The organism is Streptococcus sp. 27098_8_99 (assembly GCF_041431935.1).
Taxonomy (GTDB): Bacteria; Bacillota; Bacilli; order Lactobacillales; family Streptococcaceae; genus Streptococcus; species Streptococcus parasanguinis_D.
On sequence record NZ_JAPVYQ010000021.1, the window covers coordinates 1 to 15914 of the forward strand.

16 protein-coding genes and 1 other annotated feature are annotated in these 15914 nt (G+C 43.5%); of the genes, 14 read left to right on the plus strand and 2 right to left on the minus strand.

Annotated features, from left to right (window positions below):
• Nucleotides 1-9 precede the first annotated feature (9 nt).
• Nucleotides 10-1671 carry an Rqc2 family fibronectin-binding protein gene (locus O3605_RS09810; RefSeq protein ID WP_371586069.1) on the minus strand — a complete coding sequence of 554 codons (1662 nt, stop codon included), beginning with the start codon at nt 1669-1671 and terminating at the stop codon, nt 10-12.
• A 161-nt stretch (nt 1672-1832) separates the two neighbouring features.
• Nucleotides 1833-2064, plus strand: a binding site (T-box leader).
• Between the two features lie 132 nt (nt 2065-2196).
• Between O3605_RS09810 and trpX the strand changes: the two genes are divergently transcribed.
• The 5 genes from trpX to pheT all read left to right on the plus strand — a co-directional run bounded on the left by trpX (nt 2197) and on the right by pheT (nt 8107).
• Complete coding sequence (gene trpX, locus O3605_RS09815; RefSeq protein WP_049516317.1) at nt 2197-3198, plus strand: tryptophan ABC transporter substrate-binding protein; 1002 nt, start codon at nt 2197-2199, stop codon at nt 3196-3198.
• Nucleotides 3199-3321: 123 nt separating this feature from the next.
• Nucleotides 3322-3741 (plus strand): chromosome partitioning protein ParB, encoded by a 420-nt coding sequence (locus tag O3605_RS09820; RefSeq protein ID WP_371586085.1) that lies wholly within the window; start codon nt 3322-3324, stop codon nt 3739-3741.
• A gap of 313 nt (nt 3742-4054) precedes the next feature.
• A complete protein-coding gene (pheS, locus tag O3605_RS09825) occupies nt 4055-5110 on the plus strand; it encodes a phenylalanine--tRNA ligase subunit alpha (RefSeq protein WP_371586070.1) in 1056 nt (351 codons plus the stop codon).
• The gene (locus O3605_RS09830; protein WP_371586072.1) at nt 5104-5634 is read left to right on the plus strand and encodes a GNAT family N-acetyltransferase; all 531 of its coding nucleotides are present in this window, start codon (nt 5104-5106) and stop codon (nt 5632-5634) included. Before pheS ends, O3605_RS09830 begins: the two co-directional genes overlap by 7 nt.
• A gap of 67 nt (nt 5635-5701) precedes the next feature.
• Nucleotides 5702-8107, plus strand: a complete 2406-nt coding sequence (gene pheT, locus O3605_RS09835; protein ID WP_371586073.1) for a phenylalanine--tRNA ligase subunit beta — start codon at nt 5702-5704, stop codon at nt 8105-8107.
• A gap of 55 nt (nt 8108-8162) precedes the next feature.
• On the opposite strand, the gene O3605_RS09840 is transcribed toward pheT, so the two are convergent.
• Nucleotides 8163-8633 (minus strand): GNAT family N-acetyltransferase, encoded by a 471-nt coding sequence (locus tag O3605_RS09840; RefSeq protein ID WP_371586075.1) that lies wholly within the window; start codon nt 8631-8633, stop codon nt 8163-8165.
• Nucleotides 8634-8868: 235 nt separating this feature from the next.
• Between O3605_RS09840 and O3605_RS09845 the strand changes: the two genes are divergently transcribed.
• The 9 genes from O3605_RS09845 to O3605_RS09885 all read left to right on the plus strand — a co-directional run bounded on the left by O3605_RS09845 (nt 8869) and on the right by O3605_RS09885 (nt 15887).
• A complete protein-coding gene (locus O3605_RS09845) occupies nt 8869-9177 on the plus strand; it encodes a hypothetical protein (protein WP_371586088.1) in 309 nt (102 codons plus the stop codon).
• A gap of 13 nt (nt 9178-9190) precedes the next feature.
• Nucleotides 9191-9400, plus strand: coding sequence for a helix-turn-helix transcriptional regulator (locus O3605_RS09850; protein WP_024056334.1), 210 nt, complete (start codon nt 9191-9193; stop codon nt 9398-9400).
• 1 nt (nt 9401) lies between these two features.
• Nucleotides 9402-10199 (plus strand): DUF3169 family protein, encoded by a 798-nt coding sequence (locus O3605_RS09855; RefSeq protein WP_371586077.1) that lies wholly within the window; start codon nt 9402-9404, stop codon nt 10197-10199.
• 11 nt (nt 10200-10210) lie between these two features.
• Complete coding sequence (locus tag O3605_RS09860) at nt 10211-11104, plus strand: ABC transporter ATP-binding protein (RefSeq protein WP_049482268.1); 894 nt, start codon at nt 10211-10213, stop codon at nt 11102-11104.
• Nucleotides 11101-12315 (plus strand): ABC transporter permease, encoded by a 1215-nt coding sequence (locus O3605_RS09865; protein WP_371586079.1) that lies wholly within the window; start codon nt 11101-11103, stop codon nt 12313-12315. Before O3605_RS09860 ends, O3605_RS09865 begins: the two co-directional genes overlap by 4 nt.
• 97 nt (nt 12316-12412) lie before the next feature.
• Entirely contained in the window at nt 12413-13336 is a 924-nt protein-coding gene (locus tag O3605_RS09870) for an aldo/keto reductase (RefSeq protein WP_371586081.1), read from the plus strand.
• 149 nt (nt 13337-13485) lie between these two features.
• On the plus strand, nt 13486-14061 hold the full coding sequence (locus O3605_RS09875) for a TetR/AcrR family transcriptional regulator (RefSeq protein ID WP_223141739.1): 576 nt from the start codon (nt 13486-13488) through the stop codon (nt 14059-14061).
• Entirely contained in the window at nt 14058-14738 is a 681-nt protein-coding gene (locus O3605_RS09880; RefSeq protein ID WP_155169486.1) for an ABC transporter ATP-binding protein, read from the plus strand. The genes O3605_RS09875 and O3605_RS09880 overlap by 4 nt, the downstream gene beginning before the upstream one ends.
• A 3-nt stretch (nt 14739-14741) precedes the next feature.
• The gene (locus tag O3605_RS09885) at nt 14742-15887 is read left to right on the plus strand and encodes an FtsX-like permease family protein (RefSeq protein WP_371586083.1); all 1146 of its coding nucleotides are present in this window, start codon (nt 14742-14744) and stop codon (nt 15885-15887) included.
• Nucleotides 15888-15914: the final 27 nt, after the last annotated feature.

Consider the following 15914-nt stretch of genomic DNA (forward strand, 5'->3'; position numbering starts at 1 on the left):
TTTTTGAAATCAGTCTGTTAGTTTCATGGCTTTGATTTTTTCTTCTTCGGGAGTGACCCGCAGAGTCTTTTGGCCAGTGTAGGTGACAAAACCTGGTTTTCCACCAGTTGGTTTATTGAGTTTCTTGGCTTCGATCATATCTACTTGGACCAGGTTTGAGAGACGGGCCTTGGAATAGTAGGCCGCCAACTCTGCAGCATCGGTTTTCACTTCATCCGATGGATTTAGATTTCCTGTAATGACGACGTGGCTTCCCGGGATATCCTTGGCATGGAACCAGAGTTCATCTTTTTTAGCAATTTTAAAGGTCAGTTCATCGTTTTGCAGATTATTGCGACCCACTAAAATGATGGTTTTTCCATCACTCGCCAGGTATTTTTCTGGTTTTTTCCGTTTATGAATTTTTTCACGGTTGCGCCGTTTGATAAAGCCGGTCTGGATTAGCTCTTCTCGAATTTCTGCCACCTCAGCCAGGCTCGCTTGAGAAAGGGCTGTTTCAACCGTTTCAAGATAAGAAATGGTTTCCTTGGTTTCTTGAATGAGGATGGTCAAATGTTTGACGGCTTCTTTTAACTTCTGGTAGCGTTTGAAGTAGCGTTGGGCATTTTGATTGGGGGTCAGGGCTTTGTTGAGTTGGATGGTAATGGGCTCGTTGGTATAGTAATTATCCAAAACAACCTGGTCTTGGTCGTTTGGTACCTGATGGAGGAAGGTTGTCAGCAATTCTCCTTTTTGGCGGAATTCTTCCGCATTGTCGGTCGCCGCTAACTCCGCTTCTTGCTTGGCTAATTTTTTCCGGTTCTTTTCAAGATCGTTTTCAACCTTGCGGATTAATTCACTGGCCTGTTGTTGCACCCGATCGCGCTCAGCCTTGTCTCGATAATAGTCATCCAGCAGATCAGAAAGTGTTTCAAAGGTTTGACTGGTCGCATCCTCAAAGGGGATAGCCGAGAAGGATTTGGTCGTTAGGCGAGGCTCAGTTGAAGCTTGGAAAAAGGTCCGGAAGGTCTTTAATTTTTCATCGGTCTCAAGTCGCTTGGCTAATTCTTGAGCCGTATCTCGCCCCAAACCTTGGAAACATTTTTGAAGGTTTTTGGGACTTAACTCTTCCTTGTGAAGAAGGGCGAAGAGGGCTTCATCTCCAATTGTAAAAGGATTGGCCGCGTCGGTTTTCGGAGGGGCTACATAGGTTGATCCAGGAAGAATGGTCCGGTAGCTATTTTGTGAGAAGCCGACATGTTTGATGGCCTCGATGATTTTATTGCTGGTCCGGTCTAGGAGAATAATATTACTGTGCTTGCCCATGATTTCGATCATTAAGCTGACAGAAATGGCATCTCCAATTTCGTTTTTATTGGAGACACGGATTTCGAGAATCCGGTCGTTCTCCAATTGCTCAATCCCTTCGATGACAGCGCCTTGAAGATATTTACGCATGACCATAATAAAGGTATTAGGAAAGGCAGGATTTTCAAAGTTGGTCTGGGTCCGTTGGATCCGTCCGAAAACAGAATGGGCAGAGAGCAAGAGTTTTTGGTTTTTCCGATTGCCTCGGATTTGGAGTACCAATTCTTGCTCGAAAGGTTGATTAATTTTTTGAATGCGACCACTTAAGAGTTCAGCCTTCAATTCGTGGACCATATGGTGTAAAAAAAATCCATCAAAAGACATGGGATTCCTCATCATTCTAGCTGTTATTCTAGTAAATTATATCAAAAATAGAGCGGAAATCCCAGAAAGAAGCAAGAGGCTGTAAAAAGTAAAAGAAACAGAAAATGCGAACGTTTCCAAAAAAATACTGAAAAAGTATTGACATTTTTGAAAGAAAACTTTAAAATGTAAGAAATTAGAAAAGTAGTAAATGAAAGTTTCAAGAGAGCCCACGGTTGCTGAGAGTGGGTAGCGGCAGTTTACGAAATTGGACTAATGATGAGATGAATTTGAAACAATAAAAATTCGGTTGGCACACCTTATCGTGTAACTTGTTGCTAGACAAGACAGAGATATGGGGGAGACTATCCTTTTCCCATAAGTGAGGTGGCACCGCGATGACACGTCCTCACATAGCTTTTGCTATGTGTGGGCGTGTTTTTTGTTTTAGATGAGAAGGGAGAAAAGATATGAAGAAACGATGGCGTCGCAGTCTTTAGATGATGGAAAAAAAGAAGAAAATGAAAAAATAGAAGAGGTAGTAAAATGAAAAATAAACGGTTAATGGGAATTATTGGTTTGATTGCAGCAGCAGTCATTGGGACAGCGATCTATTCAGCTACAGCAGGCAAAGACAACAAGGCAGCAACTAGCAATGAAAAAGCTAAAGTTGGGGTCTTGCAGTTGGTCAGCCACCCTTCGCTTGATTTGATCTACAAGGGAATTCAAGATGGTTTGGCTGAAGAAGGTTATGACAAGGACAAAGTGGACATTGACTTCCTCAATGCAGAAGGGGACCAAAACAAGGTTGCAACCATGAGTAAACAATTGGTAGACAAGGATAACCAAGTCTTGATTGGGATTGCAACCCCATCTGCTCAAGGTTTGGCTAGTGCAACCAAAGACAAACCAATTGTCATGGGTGCTGTAACCGATCCAGTCGGCGCAAACTTGGTCAAAGATTTGAAAAAACCAGGTGGCAATATCACTGGGGTATCTGACCACAATCCTACTGAGCAACAGTTGAAATTGATCAAAGAGTTGACTCCAAACGTGAAAACAATCGGGGTTCTATACTCAACCAGTGAAGACAATTCAAAATCTCAAGTAGAAGAATTTACAAAATTGGCTGAAAAAGCAGGCTACAAGGTGGTTCCGTATTCAGTTCCTTCTACAAACGAAATTGCTTCAACAGTATCTGTTATGTCAGGTAAAGTCGATGCCATCTGGGTTCCAATCGATAATACCATCGCATCAGCCTTCTCAACTGTTGTTGAAGCCAACAAAACAGCTAAAAAACCAATCTTCCCAAGTGCGACAGCCATGGTAGAAGCGGGTGGCCTTGGTTCAGTCGTTGTCGACCAACATGATCTTGGGGTAGCAACTGGTAAAATGGCTGCGAAAATCCTGAAAGGTCAAAAACCTGCAGACACACCTGTTGAAATCTTTAGCCAAGGAAAATCTGTCATCAATAAAAAAGTCGCAGATGAATTGGGCATTACTATTCCAGAATCTGTCTTGAAAGATGCTGGACAAGTCATTAAATAAAAACGTAACGAATAACAAGAATGGCAGAAGAATTTGGCTTTGGCAGGTCTTTAAATCGTGACCTTTAAAAATGTCTATCAGTGCCCACGACCAGCTATGTTACTCATGGTAGAGGAGAAAGAAGTGGAAGTCAATATAACAGATCTTCATCCGACCCAACTATATTTATCAGAAAAGAAGTTACAAGCTATCCAGATGCTGGATCAGTCGGCAGACATCATCAATGTGGATCCAATTAGTGTTCTTGCATTTGGAAATCGCTTCTTGATTACAGACGGGCATCACAGGGCTTATCAGGCTTTATTGGCAGGTCGGGATATGATTTCTGCTGAGTTTGATAGAGATGGTGGCGATGAACTCTATCATCTCTATGCCCAAGCTTGCGAGGAAAGAAAGATAACCTCTGTTTTGGATTTAAAACATCGTATCTTACCTCAAGAGGAGTATGAAGCAAAATGGTATAACTGGTGTGATGGTTTTAACCAAGCAGCCACTCTTCTATTGAAGAAGAAAGCAGATTCAACAGACAAGGTAAATAGATAATGCACTGCCTCTTGTTCCTTTTTCTAGTGAATTAGTCTCATCTAACTTGTTTTTTAACTAAAAATCTGATAAACTATGTAGTAATTGAATAGAAATCTGCAAGACTAGTATCTCAAGGGAAGTGCGACAGGGAGAAGGGCCGTGACTGAAAGCTCTTTGCATGAAAGCTGAGTGAATTCACTTGCGCAAGGATTTAGAAATTAAGGTCTGGTTTACGGATAAAAAACGGATGGTACCGCGTGTCAACGCTCCGAATGTGGGTGTTGGCGCGTGGTTTTTTCTATGTCTGTAGAGGGACCATGATGGAGGAAATATGTCAACGATTGAAGAACAATTAAAAGCGCTTCGTGAAGAAACGCTGGCAGCTTTGAAGCAGATTTCTGCTGAAAATGAAAAAGAATTGCAAGAACTACGGGTCTCTGTCCTTGGGAAAAAAGGATCTCTGACTGAGATCCTCAAAGGGATGAAGGATGTCTCTGCTGAGATGCGTCCGGTTATCGGGAAACACGTCAATGAAGCCCGCGATGTCTTGACGGCTGCCTTTGAAGAAACAACCAAACTCTTGGAAGAAAAGAAAGTCCAAGCGAAACTAGCTAGCGAAAGCATCGATGTGACACTTCCAGGGCGTCCGGTTGCTAGTGGTTACCGTCATATCTTGACCCAAACCAGTGAAGAAATCGAAGATATCTTTATTGGGATGGGTTACCAAGTCGTTGACGGCTTTGAAGTGGAGCAAGACTACTACAACTTTGAACGCATGAATCTGCCTAAAGATCACCCTGCGCGGGATATGCAGGATACCTTCTATATCACAGAAGAAATCTTGCTTCGGACCCATACCTCACCAGTACAGGCGCGGGCGATGGATGCGCATGACTTTAGCAAGGGACCATTGAAGATGATCTCTCCAGGGCGGGTTTTCCGTCGGGATACGGATGATGCGACCCACAGCCACCAATTCCATCAGATCGAAGGCTTGGTCGTTGGGAAGAACATTTCTATGGCAGACCTTCAAGGAACGCTTCAATTGATTGTGCAAAAAATGTTTGGGGCAGAACGTCAAATCCGTTTGCGTCCTTCTTACTTCCCATTTACCGAGCCATCGGTTGAGGTGGATGTTTCTTGCTTCAAATGTGGTGGAGCTGGATGTAACGTATGTAAGAAAACTGGTTGGATTGAAATCATGGGAGCCGGTATGGTTCATCCACGCGTCCTTGAGATGAGTGGGATTGATCCAACAATCTATTCAGGATTTGCCTTTGGACTTGGTCAAGAGCGTGTGGCTATGCTTCGTTACGGAATCAATGATATCCGTGGCTTCTATCAAGGGGATATCCGTTTTTCAGAACAATTTAAATCATCATGTTAGTAAAAGTTAAGCCGAATGAATTTCATATTTTAAGGGAATTAGAGGTGGAAACCTATGGGGATACCTTTGGTCCCTACAACTCTGATGCCGATATGGAAGATTACTACCAGACGGTTTTATCGCTAGAGAAAATCCAAAAGGACCTAGCAGACCCGGAATCAGAGACCTATTTTGTCCTTGATCACCATCAGGAAATTTGTGGTTTTCTCAAGTTTAACTGGGGCAAGGCACAAACGGAGCCAGTAGAAATGGACAATGCTTTTGAAATCCAGCGCATCTATGTCAAAAAAGAACATCATGGCAAGGGCTATGGCAAGGAAATGTTTACCTTTGCCTTAAAAGAGGCTCAAAAACGTGGATTTGACTGGGTCTGGCTGGGTGTCTGGGAACGAAATTTTAAGGCCCAAAACTTTTACAAACAATTCGGATTTGAACGGTTTAGCGAGCACCACTTTATCACAGGGGAAGCTGTGGATACCGATTGGTTGCTGCGCAAGCATTTGAAGGAGAATCCGCAAGCTTAATTGTGGGTCCAAATTGAGAGAAAGGAATTGAGAAGATCTCACCTAGTGGGATCTTACGATCAGAATAATGTTAGTATCATATAAATGGTTAAAACAATTGGTGGACGTGGATGTGCCATCAGAAGAATTGGCTGAAAAAATGTCAACTACAGGGATCGAAGTAGAAGGTGTGGAATCGCCTGCTGATGGTCTCTCAAAAATTGTCGTCGGAGAAGTCTTGTCTTGTGAAGATGTGCCAGAGACACACCTTCATGTCTGCCAAGTTAATGTGGGTGAAGAAGAAGCCCGTCAAATCGTCTGTGGAGCACCAAATGTGCGTGCAGGCATCAAGGTCATGGTGGCTCTTCCAGGTGCTCGCATCGCGGACAACTACAAGATCAAAAAAGGGAAAATCCGTGGGTTGGAATCTCTCGGAATGATCTGCTCACTTGGTGAATTGGGCATTTCTGATTCCGTTGTACCGAAAGAATTTGCAGATGGGATCCAAATCTTGCCAGAAGATGCTGTCCCAGGTGAGGAAGTCTTCTCTTATCTAGACTTGGATGATGAAATCATCGAGCTTTCTATCACTCCAAACCGTGCAGATGCTCTTTCGATGCGTGGGGTAGCTCACGAAGTAGCAGCCATCTATGACAAGGCTGTCAACTTCAAAGACTTTACCTTGACCGAAACAGACCAAGTTGCAGCGGATGCTCTTTCTATCAGCATTGACACAGACAAGGCTCCTTATTATGCAGCTCGTATCTTGGACAATGTGACCATCGCACCAAGTCCACAATGGTTGCAAAACCTCCTCATGAACGAGGGCATCCGTCCCATCAATAATGTCGTTGACGTGACCAACTATATCCTGCTTTACTTTGGTCAGCCTATGCATGCCTTTGACTTGGATACTTTTGAAGGAAATGACATCCGTGTGCGTGAAGCGCGTGCAGGTGAGAAATTGGTGACCTTGGACGGGGAAGAGCGTGAGTTGGAAACAAGTGACCTCGTGATTACGGTTGCTGACAAAGCAGTAGCCCTTGCAGGTGTCATGGGCGGAGAGGCTACAGAAATCTCTGAAAAGTCTACTCGTGTCGTCCTTGAAGCGGCTGTCTTCAATGGCAAATCGATCCGTAAGACAAGTGGTCGCCTCAACCTACGCTCTGAATCATCTTCTCGCTTTGAAAAAGGGATAAACGTGGCAACTGTTAATGAAGCCCTTGATGCAGCAGCGAGCATGATTGCTGAATTGGCTGGTGCAACCGTGCGTAAGGGCATCGTTTCAGCAGGCCAGTTGGATACTTCAGATGTGGAAGTTTCTTCCACTCTTGCAGACGTGAACCGTGTCCTTGGAACAGAGCTTTCCTACGTGGATGTCGAAGATGTCTTCCGTCGTCTTGGTTTTGGCCTTTCTGGAAATGCAGAAAGCTTCACAGTGAGCGTTCCTCGTCGCCGTTGGGACATCACTATCGAAGCGGACCTCTTTGAAGAAATTGCTCGAATTTATGGTTATGACAAATTACCAGCAACCCTTCCAAAAGATGACGGGACAGCCGGTGAATTGACAGCGACTCAAAAATTGCGTCGTCAAGTTCGGACCATTGCTGAAGGTGCTGGTTTGACAGAAATCATCACTTATGCACTGACAACTCCTGAAAAAGCAGTGGAGTTCACAACTGCGCCAAGTAACTTAACAGAACTCATGTGGCCAATGACTGTGGATCGTTCAGTCCTCCGTCAAAATATGGTTTCAGGTATTTTGGATACAGTTGCCTACAACGTAGCGCGTAAGAACAAAGATTTGGCCCTCTATGAGATCGGAAAAGTCTTTGAACAGAAAGGCAATCCAAAAGAAGACTTGCCAAACGAAATCAACAGCTTTGCCTTTGCTTTAACTGGCCTAGTCGCTGAAAAAGACTTCCAAACTGCAGCTGTTCCAGTTGACTTCTTCTATGCTAAGGGAATCTTGGAAGCCCTCTTTGCTCGCTTGGGTCTTGAAGTGACTTATACAGCAACACAAGAAATCAAGAGTCTCCACCCAGGACGTACAGCCTTGCTCTCACTTGGTGACCAAGTGATTGGGGTATTGGGACAAGTCCATCCTGTAACAGCTAAGGCTTATGATATCCCAGAAACCTATGTGGCAGAATTGAACTTATCTGCTATTGAAGCAGCTCTTCAACCAGCCGCAGCCTTTGTGGAAATCACCAAATTCCCAGCGGTGAGCCGTGATATCGCCCTTCTCCTCAAAGCAGAAGTGACTCACCAAGAGGTAGTCGATGCCATTCAAGCTGCAGGTGTGAAACGTTTGACAGCTATCAAACTCTTTGACGTCTTCTCAGGTGAAAAACTAGGACTTGGCATGAAGTCAATGGCCTACAGCTTGACCTTCCAAAATCCAGAAGATAGCTTGACAGACGAAGAAGTCGCACGCTACATGGAAAAAATCCAAGCTTCACTAGAAGAAAAAGTAAACGCAGAGGTGCGGTAACAAATATGTATAGAAAAAACCGTTGATGACTCATCAACGGTTTTTAAAATTCATTTTACAAGATAGTTTCCATGACAGTTTCTTGAGGCTTCATTCCCTGTCTTTGATAGAAGCGAAGGGCTCTTTCATTGTCATTCCAGACATTAAGTGTCATGTTGTAGCATCCGATTTCCTTTGCATAACGAAGGGCAAACTGATAAAGTTGATCGCCAATTTTTTGTCCACGCGTTGCTTGATCGACACACAAGTCCTCGATGAAGAGGGTTTTTATCGGATGAAGCACAGGATTGTCAGAGACTTCTTTAATGGTGACGAAGAGATGTCCTAGGATCTGGCCATCCGCATTTTCATAGACGAAAATCGGTGTCTGATCTTGCGCCATTAACTGTTCTAACTCTTCTTCACTATATTTTCCGCCACTTTCCTTGAAAATATCGGGACGAGCTTGGTGGTGAACGGAAAGAATCTGTTCTAAGAGACCAATCAAAGCAGGAATATCTTTTGGTTGCGCTAAACGAATCGTCATCTATGTTCTCCTTAGTAGTATTTTCTTCATTATAAAAATTTTTTCTAAATCTTGTCAATGGAAAAAGGAACGCTAAAAGGTGCGCAAATACGGACCTTTTATTTCTTACCTCAAATGATCTTGTCAATCATATTTTTATTTTTGACAAATATTTTTATTTTTTTGACAAATATACTTGTCGAAAAGAGAAAGAAGTGTTACAATGATTTTAGTTGAAAGAAGGAGAGGTTTTCTTATGGGAGCCATATGGATTCTATTTATCCCTTTTCTGGTTATCATTTATGCAAGCTCAGAAAAGAAGATAAAAAGGTTGAACAAACGCATTAGACGATTAGAAAAACAAGTGAAAGGAAATCAAGACATGTCTAGACTTTTAGAAGAATTGAAAGGCCAAACGGCCACTGTTACAGTAGATGGTGTTGGATTTGAGTATGAAATTATAGATATCGATGAAGATTGGGTCAAACTGACCCGTGTGATTCATAAACAACAGAGGGAAACCAAGTTAGTCCGTATCGAAGATATTCAAGGTATTCAACTATAAGGGGGCTGATGCCATGATTTTAAAAAATCGATTGAAAGAGCTGAGGGCGCGTGATGGACTCAACCAATCCGAGCTAGCCAAGCTAGCAGGGGTCTCGCGCCAGTCCATCAGTCTCTTGGAACGTGGTGAGTATACACCTTCTGTCATTATCGCCATGACCATTGCCCAGATCTTCAATGAACCAGTGGAGAATGTCTTTAGTCTAGTAGAGGGAGAAGAATAATATGAAAAAGCAACAACAAGAACGATCCGCTCGTTACCGGTTTTGGAGAAATGTCGGAATCATTACAGTTTCCGGCTTGATTGGAGGAGTCATTAGTTTTTTGACAGGCATGTTCGGATCCGAAAAACCCCTTGAAATCCAATCCTTCTTTAGTAAAGAAGGACTCCTTTGGGGTTCAATACTTTTGTTTCTTATCGTGTTTATGGTCACGATAGCCTTACTAATAAGCGCGAGAAAAGTCCATCAAAAAATGCTCCAGATAGAAGACGAAGAGGAAGCCTATCACTATGACATCCAGAAGGAAAAACTGTTTGGGTTAGCGACCATTTTTAAAGGAGTCATGATCTTGCCATACTTTTTAGTCATCATCTTTTATAGTCAATGGGTGTATATGGATAGACCTTCCACAGGGCACTTGGCTTTTATCTTTGGAGACTTTACCATGCTCTATCTCTTTCTTGTCTTGATTGCCCTATTTTTCCTATCGGATATCTTCTTTCGCAAGACCTTCCATCTGATTTATGGAAAACCGATTCCCCGCAATGCCAATGCCAAGGAAGTGCGGGAATTTATGATGAGTATGATGGATGAAGCAGAAAAGCAGATTAGCTACGAGGAAAACTATGAAATTATCATTAAGTTAAGCAATTATATCTTGCCGATTTCCTTAATTGCGATATTCTTAGTTGGCATTGCTTTCCATACAGATATCTTGTTAGCATTAGTAGTGGTATCACTGATTTATGTCTATATCTTGGTCTCTCAGTACAAGATTACCAAACGTTATTATAAAGAGTAGAGGAGTCATCTATGTTAGAAATTAGAAATTTAGAAAAAAGCTTTGGGAATAAGCAGGTTCTCTTCGGAGTAGATCTGACAGCTCAACAAGGGCATATCCTTGGCTTAGTTGGGAAAAATGGTGCCGGGAAAACCACCATTTTCCACAGTATCTTGCGCTTTTTGGACTACAGCGGCGAGATTCGCCTAGATGGCAAAGCGATTACCCAAGAAACTTACAAAGAAATTGGTTATTTGCCGGAAGAGCGTAGTCTCATGCCAAAACTCACGATTTTTGAGCAGGTCCGCTATTTGGCTGCCTTAAAAGGAATGAGCACTGCCGAGGTCAAGGAAAAATTACCGACCTGGATGGAAAAACTCCAAGTAAAAGGGAAATTGACTGATAAAATCAAGAGCCTCTCAAAAGGGAACCAACAGAAGGTTCAACTGATCATCACCTTGATCCATGAGCCTAAATTGATCATTTTAGATGAACCCTTTAGTGGCTTGGATCCGGTCAACACAGAAGTGCTCAAGCAGGTCATCTTTGAAGAAAAAGAGCGTGGGGCGACCATTATCTTTTCTGACCACGTCATGACCAACGTCGAAGAGTTGTGTGATGATATCCTAATGATCCGTGATGGTTCGGTTGTCCTTTCAGGGCCAGTCCAAGAGGTCCGGAATAGCTATGGCAAGACCCGACTCTTTGTCTCTAACGACTTTAGCAAAGAAGAGCTAGAAGCTCTGCCACACGTGACCAAGGTCAGCATGACCAAGCAAGGAACTTGGAAGTTGATCTTGGATGATGCATCAGCTGGTCCAGAATTATTTGACCGCTTGACCAAGGGCCACTACCTTGCGACCTTTGACCACCAAGCCCCAACTATTGATGAGATCTTTAAACTTGAATCAGGAGTAGAAGTATGAAACAGATGTTTGTCGTAATGAAAGAAACCTATATCAGACAAGTGAAATCATGGAGTTTCCTCTTCATGGTCTTCGGTCCCTTCCTCTTTTTAGGATTGAGCATTGGAATCGGTTATCTGACAGGTTCTTCTACAGATGCCAAAAACCAGGTGGCCTTGGTGACAGAAGTTCCAGCTGTCAAAGAAAGTCTCAAAGGAACTGATGGCTTGACCTTGGACTACAAGGATGAAGCTGCAGCTAAAAAAGCCATCAAGGATGAGAAAGCAGCTGCTTACCTAACAGTCGATGAAAAAGATGGCCAGCTAGAAGCCACTTATGTAGGCGACCAAGCCATGAAAACAGATTTGAAATCGCTTGTCGCTGCGAAATTAAGCCAAGTCCAACAAGGGATCAATCTAGCGCGTGCCAATCTAAGCAAAGAGCAGCTGACAGCCTTGTCTCAACAGGTTTCTCTCAAAGAAAAAATTGATGAGAAAAAAGAAGGCTTGAAAATGGTGCAAACCATGGTTGCAGGTGGTCTAGGAATGCTGCTTTATATGATTTTGATCTTCTACTCGAGTATCACAGCCCAAGAAGTGGCTAGTGAAAAGGGAACGAAGATCATGGAAGTGGTCTTCTCTAGTATCAAAGCAACCGACTATTTCTTCGCACGCATGCTCGGACTCTTCGGAGTGATCTTTACTCATATTTTTGTCTATGTGATTGGTTTAGTAGCTGTTTGGATCTTTAGAGCAGATATCCCAGTTGTCAAGGATATTCTCGCTCCAAACTCTCCGATTACCCAACACCTTGCAGAGTCGATCTCGCTCAATACCGTCTTCTTCATTATCCTTGGGATCTTTATGTATGTGGTGCTCTCTGCCTTCTTAGGCTCAACAGTTGCACGACCTGAAGATTCAGGAAAAGCGATTTCGCCACTAATGATGTTAGTTATCTTTAGCTTCCTTGGGGTAACCACCTTGGGAAGTGCCGGTGATGTCTTCTTATTGAAGATCGGTTCGTACATTCCTTTCATCTCCACCTTCTTCATGCCTTTCCGTACCATCAATGGCTATGCGACTGGTCTTGAATCTTGGGCTTCATTGGGAATTGCGGTCCTCTTTACCATCGTGGGAACAGTGCTTATTGCCCGTATCTATGCGAGCTTAATCCTCCAGACCGATGACCTTGGACCATGGAAGACCATCAAACGTGCTCTCAGCTATCGCTAATCAAACAAGCCCTCAGATATCGCTGGGGGCTTTTTGATTGCAAATTGACTTTTGCATGCCTTTTCACTACAATAGAATTACAGAAAAGGAGGCGGACATGAACTATATTGAGTTTGCTGAAAATGAGCGTCTGTCCACGATTGTCCTTGGGATGATGCGGATCAGTCAGATGAGTGAAGACGAGGTGGAGGCCTTGGTGGAGGCAGCCTTGTCGATTGGGATCAACACTTTTGATCTGGCAGATATTTATGGCGATGGCCAGTGTGAGGTCTTGCTGGGTAGGGTTCTCAAGCGCCGTCCGGATCTTCGGGACCAGATGTGGATCCAGTCCAAGTGTGGGATTCGCAAAGACGGCTTTACTTATTTTGACTTTTCTAAGGACTATATTTTGGACTCTGTCGATGGTATCCTCGAGCGTCTGCAGATCGAGCGCTTAGATAGTCTCCTCCTTCATCGACCGGATGCCCTCATGGAGCCGGAAGAAGTGGCGGAAGCTTTTGATCAGTTGGAGCAAGCGGGCAAGGTTCGTCATTTTGGGGTGTCCAATCAAAATCCTATGATGATGGAATTGCTTAAGACGGCTGTCAAACAACCTCTCAAGGTCAACCAGTTGCAATTGAGTGCCGCCTTTACGCCCAGCTTTGAAGCTGGTTTTCATGTCAATATGGAAGGGTCAAAAGCAGCTGTGAGAGATGGCAGTGTCTTTGAGTATTGTCGCTTAAACGATACGGTGATTCAGGCCTGGTCTGTCCTCCAGCATGGCTATTTCAAGGGAAATTTTGTCGGCAAGGAAGAGTTTGCAGCTCTCAATCACGTCCTCAATGACTTAGCGAAAAAATACCAGGTCACACCGACAGCCATCGCTCTTGCCTGGGTCCTCCGCTATCCTGGTAAGATGCAGGCGGTCATCGGAACGACCAGGCCACAGCATGTCCTTGAAGCAGGGAAAGCAGCAACAGTCACTTTGACGCGCAAGGAATGGTACCAAATCTACTTGGCGGCGGGAAATGATTTGCCTTAGAATAATGGTTATCAAACCAGATTCCACTCTTATCGGTGGTCTGGTTTTTTGTTTTGTAGTTTTCAGATTTTTCTTGACAAGTCTTTCTTTTTTATGGTATTCTTTATGCAACAAGTGTTGCGCAACAAATGTTGCGTGAAAGGAGTCTTATGCCACCCAAGGTTAAATTTAGTAAAGAGGCTATCATTGGGACAGCTTTACAATTGGTGAGAGAAGAGGGCATGGCTAGTTTAACTGCTCGAGCATTAGCGGAGAAACTGGGAGCCACACCGAGAGTCATTTTTGGGCAATTTGCCAATATGTCCGAGTTACAAGCAGAGGTTATTGGTGCTGCGGAGATGGTCGTGGTGGAGTATATTCGCAAGGCCTTAGAAGATGAGAAACCTTTCCGATCTGTCGGGGTTGCTTATATCCTTTTCGCCTCAAAAGAGCCCCAACTTTTTCAATTGCTTTTCCAAAATCCTAGCAAAGATCCGATTCGTCGCTTTCAAGATTTTCTTCCCATGAAGGATCATAGTTACCAATTGGTTCTGGATTCGATTGTCGCAGACTATCCTTTGACTGTAGAGGAGGCTAGTCGCTTGTACCAGCATCTCTTTATCTACTCCCACGGGATGGCCTCTATGGTTGCTTCTGGCATTTATCAGTTCGGCATGGAAGAAGTGATTGGATTACTGACAGAGGTTTGTCAATCTCTCATCAAAGAAATGGTAGGAAAGAAATGATTCAACTAGAAAATGTGCACAAAAGTTACGGCCAAACCAAGGTTTTAAAAGGGATTGATTTGCAGATTCAAGACCAGGATGATGTGGTGATCCTCGGCCCTTCTGGATCGGGGAAATCAACTCTCTTAAATGTGCTGTCAGGATTAGAAAAGGTAGACGAGGGGCATATCCTCATTCAAGGACAAGATTTATCACAACTCACGGATGCCCAACTGACAGCCTTTAGACGTGAGAAGATTGCTTTTATTTTCCAGCAGTATTATCTATTGCCGAATCTAACGGTTAGACAGAATGTAAAGATGGGAGCTGATCTGGCAAACAATCATGATTTTTTGCAGATCATCGAGGATTTGGGGCTTGGCGATAAGCTGGACAAGTATCCGAGTGAATTGTCTGGTGGAGAACAGCAGAGAGTCTCCATTGCTCGGGCCTTGGCCAAAAAGCCAGAGATTCTTTTCTTAGATGAGCCGACGGGCGCCCTGGATGAAGAAACAGGGCGAAAGATTCTCGACTATATCTGGAAACTGAAGGAAAAGCTGGGCTTTACCCTCGTCATGGTGACGCACAACCAAAATATTGCGGATATGGCCAGAACTATTATCCGTGTCAATAGTGGCAAGATTACAGAAGTTGAGACCAATGATCAACCTCAGACTGCTTATGAGATTGGATGGTAAGCCATGTTTTCAGTAAAAGATATTCGTAAATTAGTTGTCGTCAGTATCATTGGGGTTTGTGCGGTCTTTGTGGCCAATCTCTTCTTGAATTTTTACCTGGATATCGAGCAGTTGGAGATTTCGAAAACCAATCCCATGATGCAGACCTACTATGATGCCCAGGTTTCGCTTTCCTGGATGGTGGCCATGGTCAGTGGGGTTGTCTTGTCCTTGACGTCGGTCCTTCTCATGTGTTTTTATATCAAACAATTTGTTGATGACCACAAGGAACAATTAGGGATTTTAAAGGCTTTGGGCTATAGCAATGGCCAGTTGGCTAAACGATTTTGGGCTTTTGGACTCAGTTTTGGGGCTGGAGCGCTTCTTGGCTATTTCGCTTCATTTCTCATGATGGGACATTTTTACGACTTCCGTAATGAGAAGGGGATTTTGCCAGAAATTACCATTCACTTTCATTGGCAGCTCTTGCTTGCCTTGGTGATCCTGCCAACGACCTTCTTTATGCTTCTCGCGATTGGTTATGCTAGAAGACAACTACAAACGCCAGCGCTTCGCTTATTGAAAAAATCTCCAACACCAATCAAGGTCCAAAGGAGAAAGAGGGCTCCTAAGAAAGAGAAAGACTTCTTAAAAGAGCTAGCTTCGTCACTGATTTGGGAGAGAAAATCGATCTTGTTTTTTGTGGTCTTTGGCTCCATGTGTTTTGCGGCCATGGTTCAATTGTCCTTTGGCCTCAGGGATTACACAGATGATATCATCCAAACCATGATGATCATGATTGGCTTGATCCTTTCTTTCTCGATACTCTTTTTGTCATTGGGGATTGTGGTCTCAGAAAGTCGCGAAACCTTGGCCCTCATGAAGGCTTTTGGCTACACTGATCGTGAATGCCAAAGTCATATTCTCGCTCCCTATCGTTTTTGGGCCTATCTAGGATTTGTTCTTGGGACAGCTTATCAATATGGCATCATGGAAATCTTGATTGGTGTGATCAAAGATACGGTTCCTGAAAAGATTGAGCATCACTTTGATGGGAATGTGTGCTTTTGGACCTTGATAGGTTTTGCTGTGATTTATGAAAGCCTCTTTTATCTATCCAACAGAAAACTCCAAAAACAAACCATTAAAGAAGTGCTTCTAGCTGAATAAATAGAAAAGAGAGTGGGACAGAAGTCC

Bases quoted from the DNA above. Each gene is read 5' to 3' on its own strand.
- O3605_RS09810 (WP_371586069.1), bottom strand. From the start codon at position 1,671: ATGTCTTTTGATGGATTTTTTTTACACCATATGGTCCACGAATTGAAG.
- trpX (WP_049516317.1), top strand. From the start codon at position 2,197: ATGAAAAATAAACGGTTAATGGGAATTATTGGTTTGATTGCAGCAGCA.
- pheS (WP_371586070.1), top strand. From the start codon at position 4,055: ATGTCAACGATTGAAGAACAATTAAAAGCGCTTCGTGAAGAAACGCTG.
- O3605_RS09830 (WP_371586072.1), top strand. From the start codon at position 5,104: ATGTTAGTAAAAGTTAAGCCGAATGAATTTCATATTTTAAGGGAATTA.
- pheT (WP_371586073.1), top strand. From the start codon at position 5,702: ATGTTAGTATCATATAAATGGTTAAAACAATTGGTGGACGTGGATGTG.
- O3605_RS09840 (WP_371586075.1), bottom strand. From the start codon at position 8,633: ATGACGATTCGTTTAGCGCAACCAAAAGATATTCCTGCTTTGATTGGT.
- O3605_RS09845 (WP_371586088.1), top strand. From the start codon at position 8,869: ATGGGAGCCATATGGATTCTATTTATCCCTTTTCTGGTTATCATTTAT.
- O3605_RS09850 (WP_024056334.1), top strand. From the start codon at position 9,191: ATGATTTTAAAAAATCGATTGAAAGAGCTGAGGGCGCGTGATGGACTC.
- O3605_RS09855 (WP_371586077.1), top strand. From the start codon at position 9,402: ATGAAAAAGCAACAACAAGAACGATCCGCTCGTTACCGGTTTTGGAGA.
- O3605_RS09860 (WP_049482268.1), top strand. From the start codon at position 10,211: ATGTTAGAAATTAGAAATTTAGAAAAAAGCTTTGGGAATAAGCAGGTT.
- O3605_RS09865 (WP_371586079.1), top strand. From the start codon at position 11,101: ATGAAACAGATGTTTGTCGTAATGAAAGAAACCTATATCAGACAAGTG.
- O3605_RS09870 (WP_371586081.1), top strand. From the start codon at position 12,413: ATGAACTATATTGAGTTTGCTGAAAATGAGCGTCTGTCCACGATTGTC.
- O3605_RS09875 (WP_223141739.1), top strand. From the start codon at position 13,486: ATGCCACCCAAGGTTAAATTTAGTAAAGAGGCTATCATTGGGACAGCT.
- O3605_RS09880 (WP_155169486.1), top strand. From the start codon at position 14,058: ATGATTCAACTAGAAAATGTGCACAAAAGTTACGGCCAAACCAAGGTT.
- O3605_RS09885 (WP_371586083.1), top strand. From the start codon at position 14,742: ATGTTTTCAGTAAAAGATATTCGTAAATTAGTTGTCGTCAGTATCATT.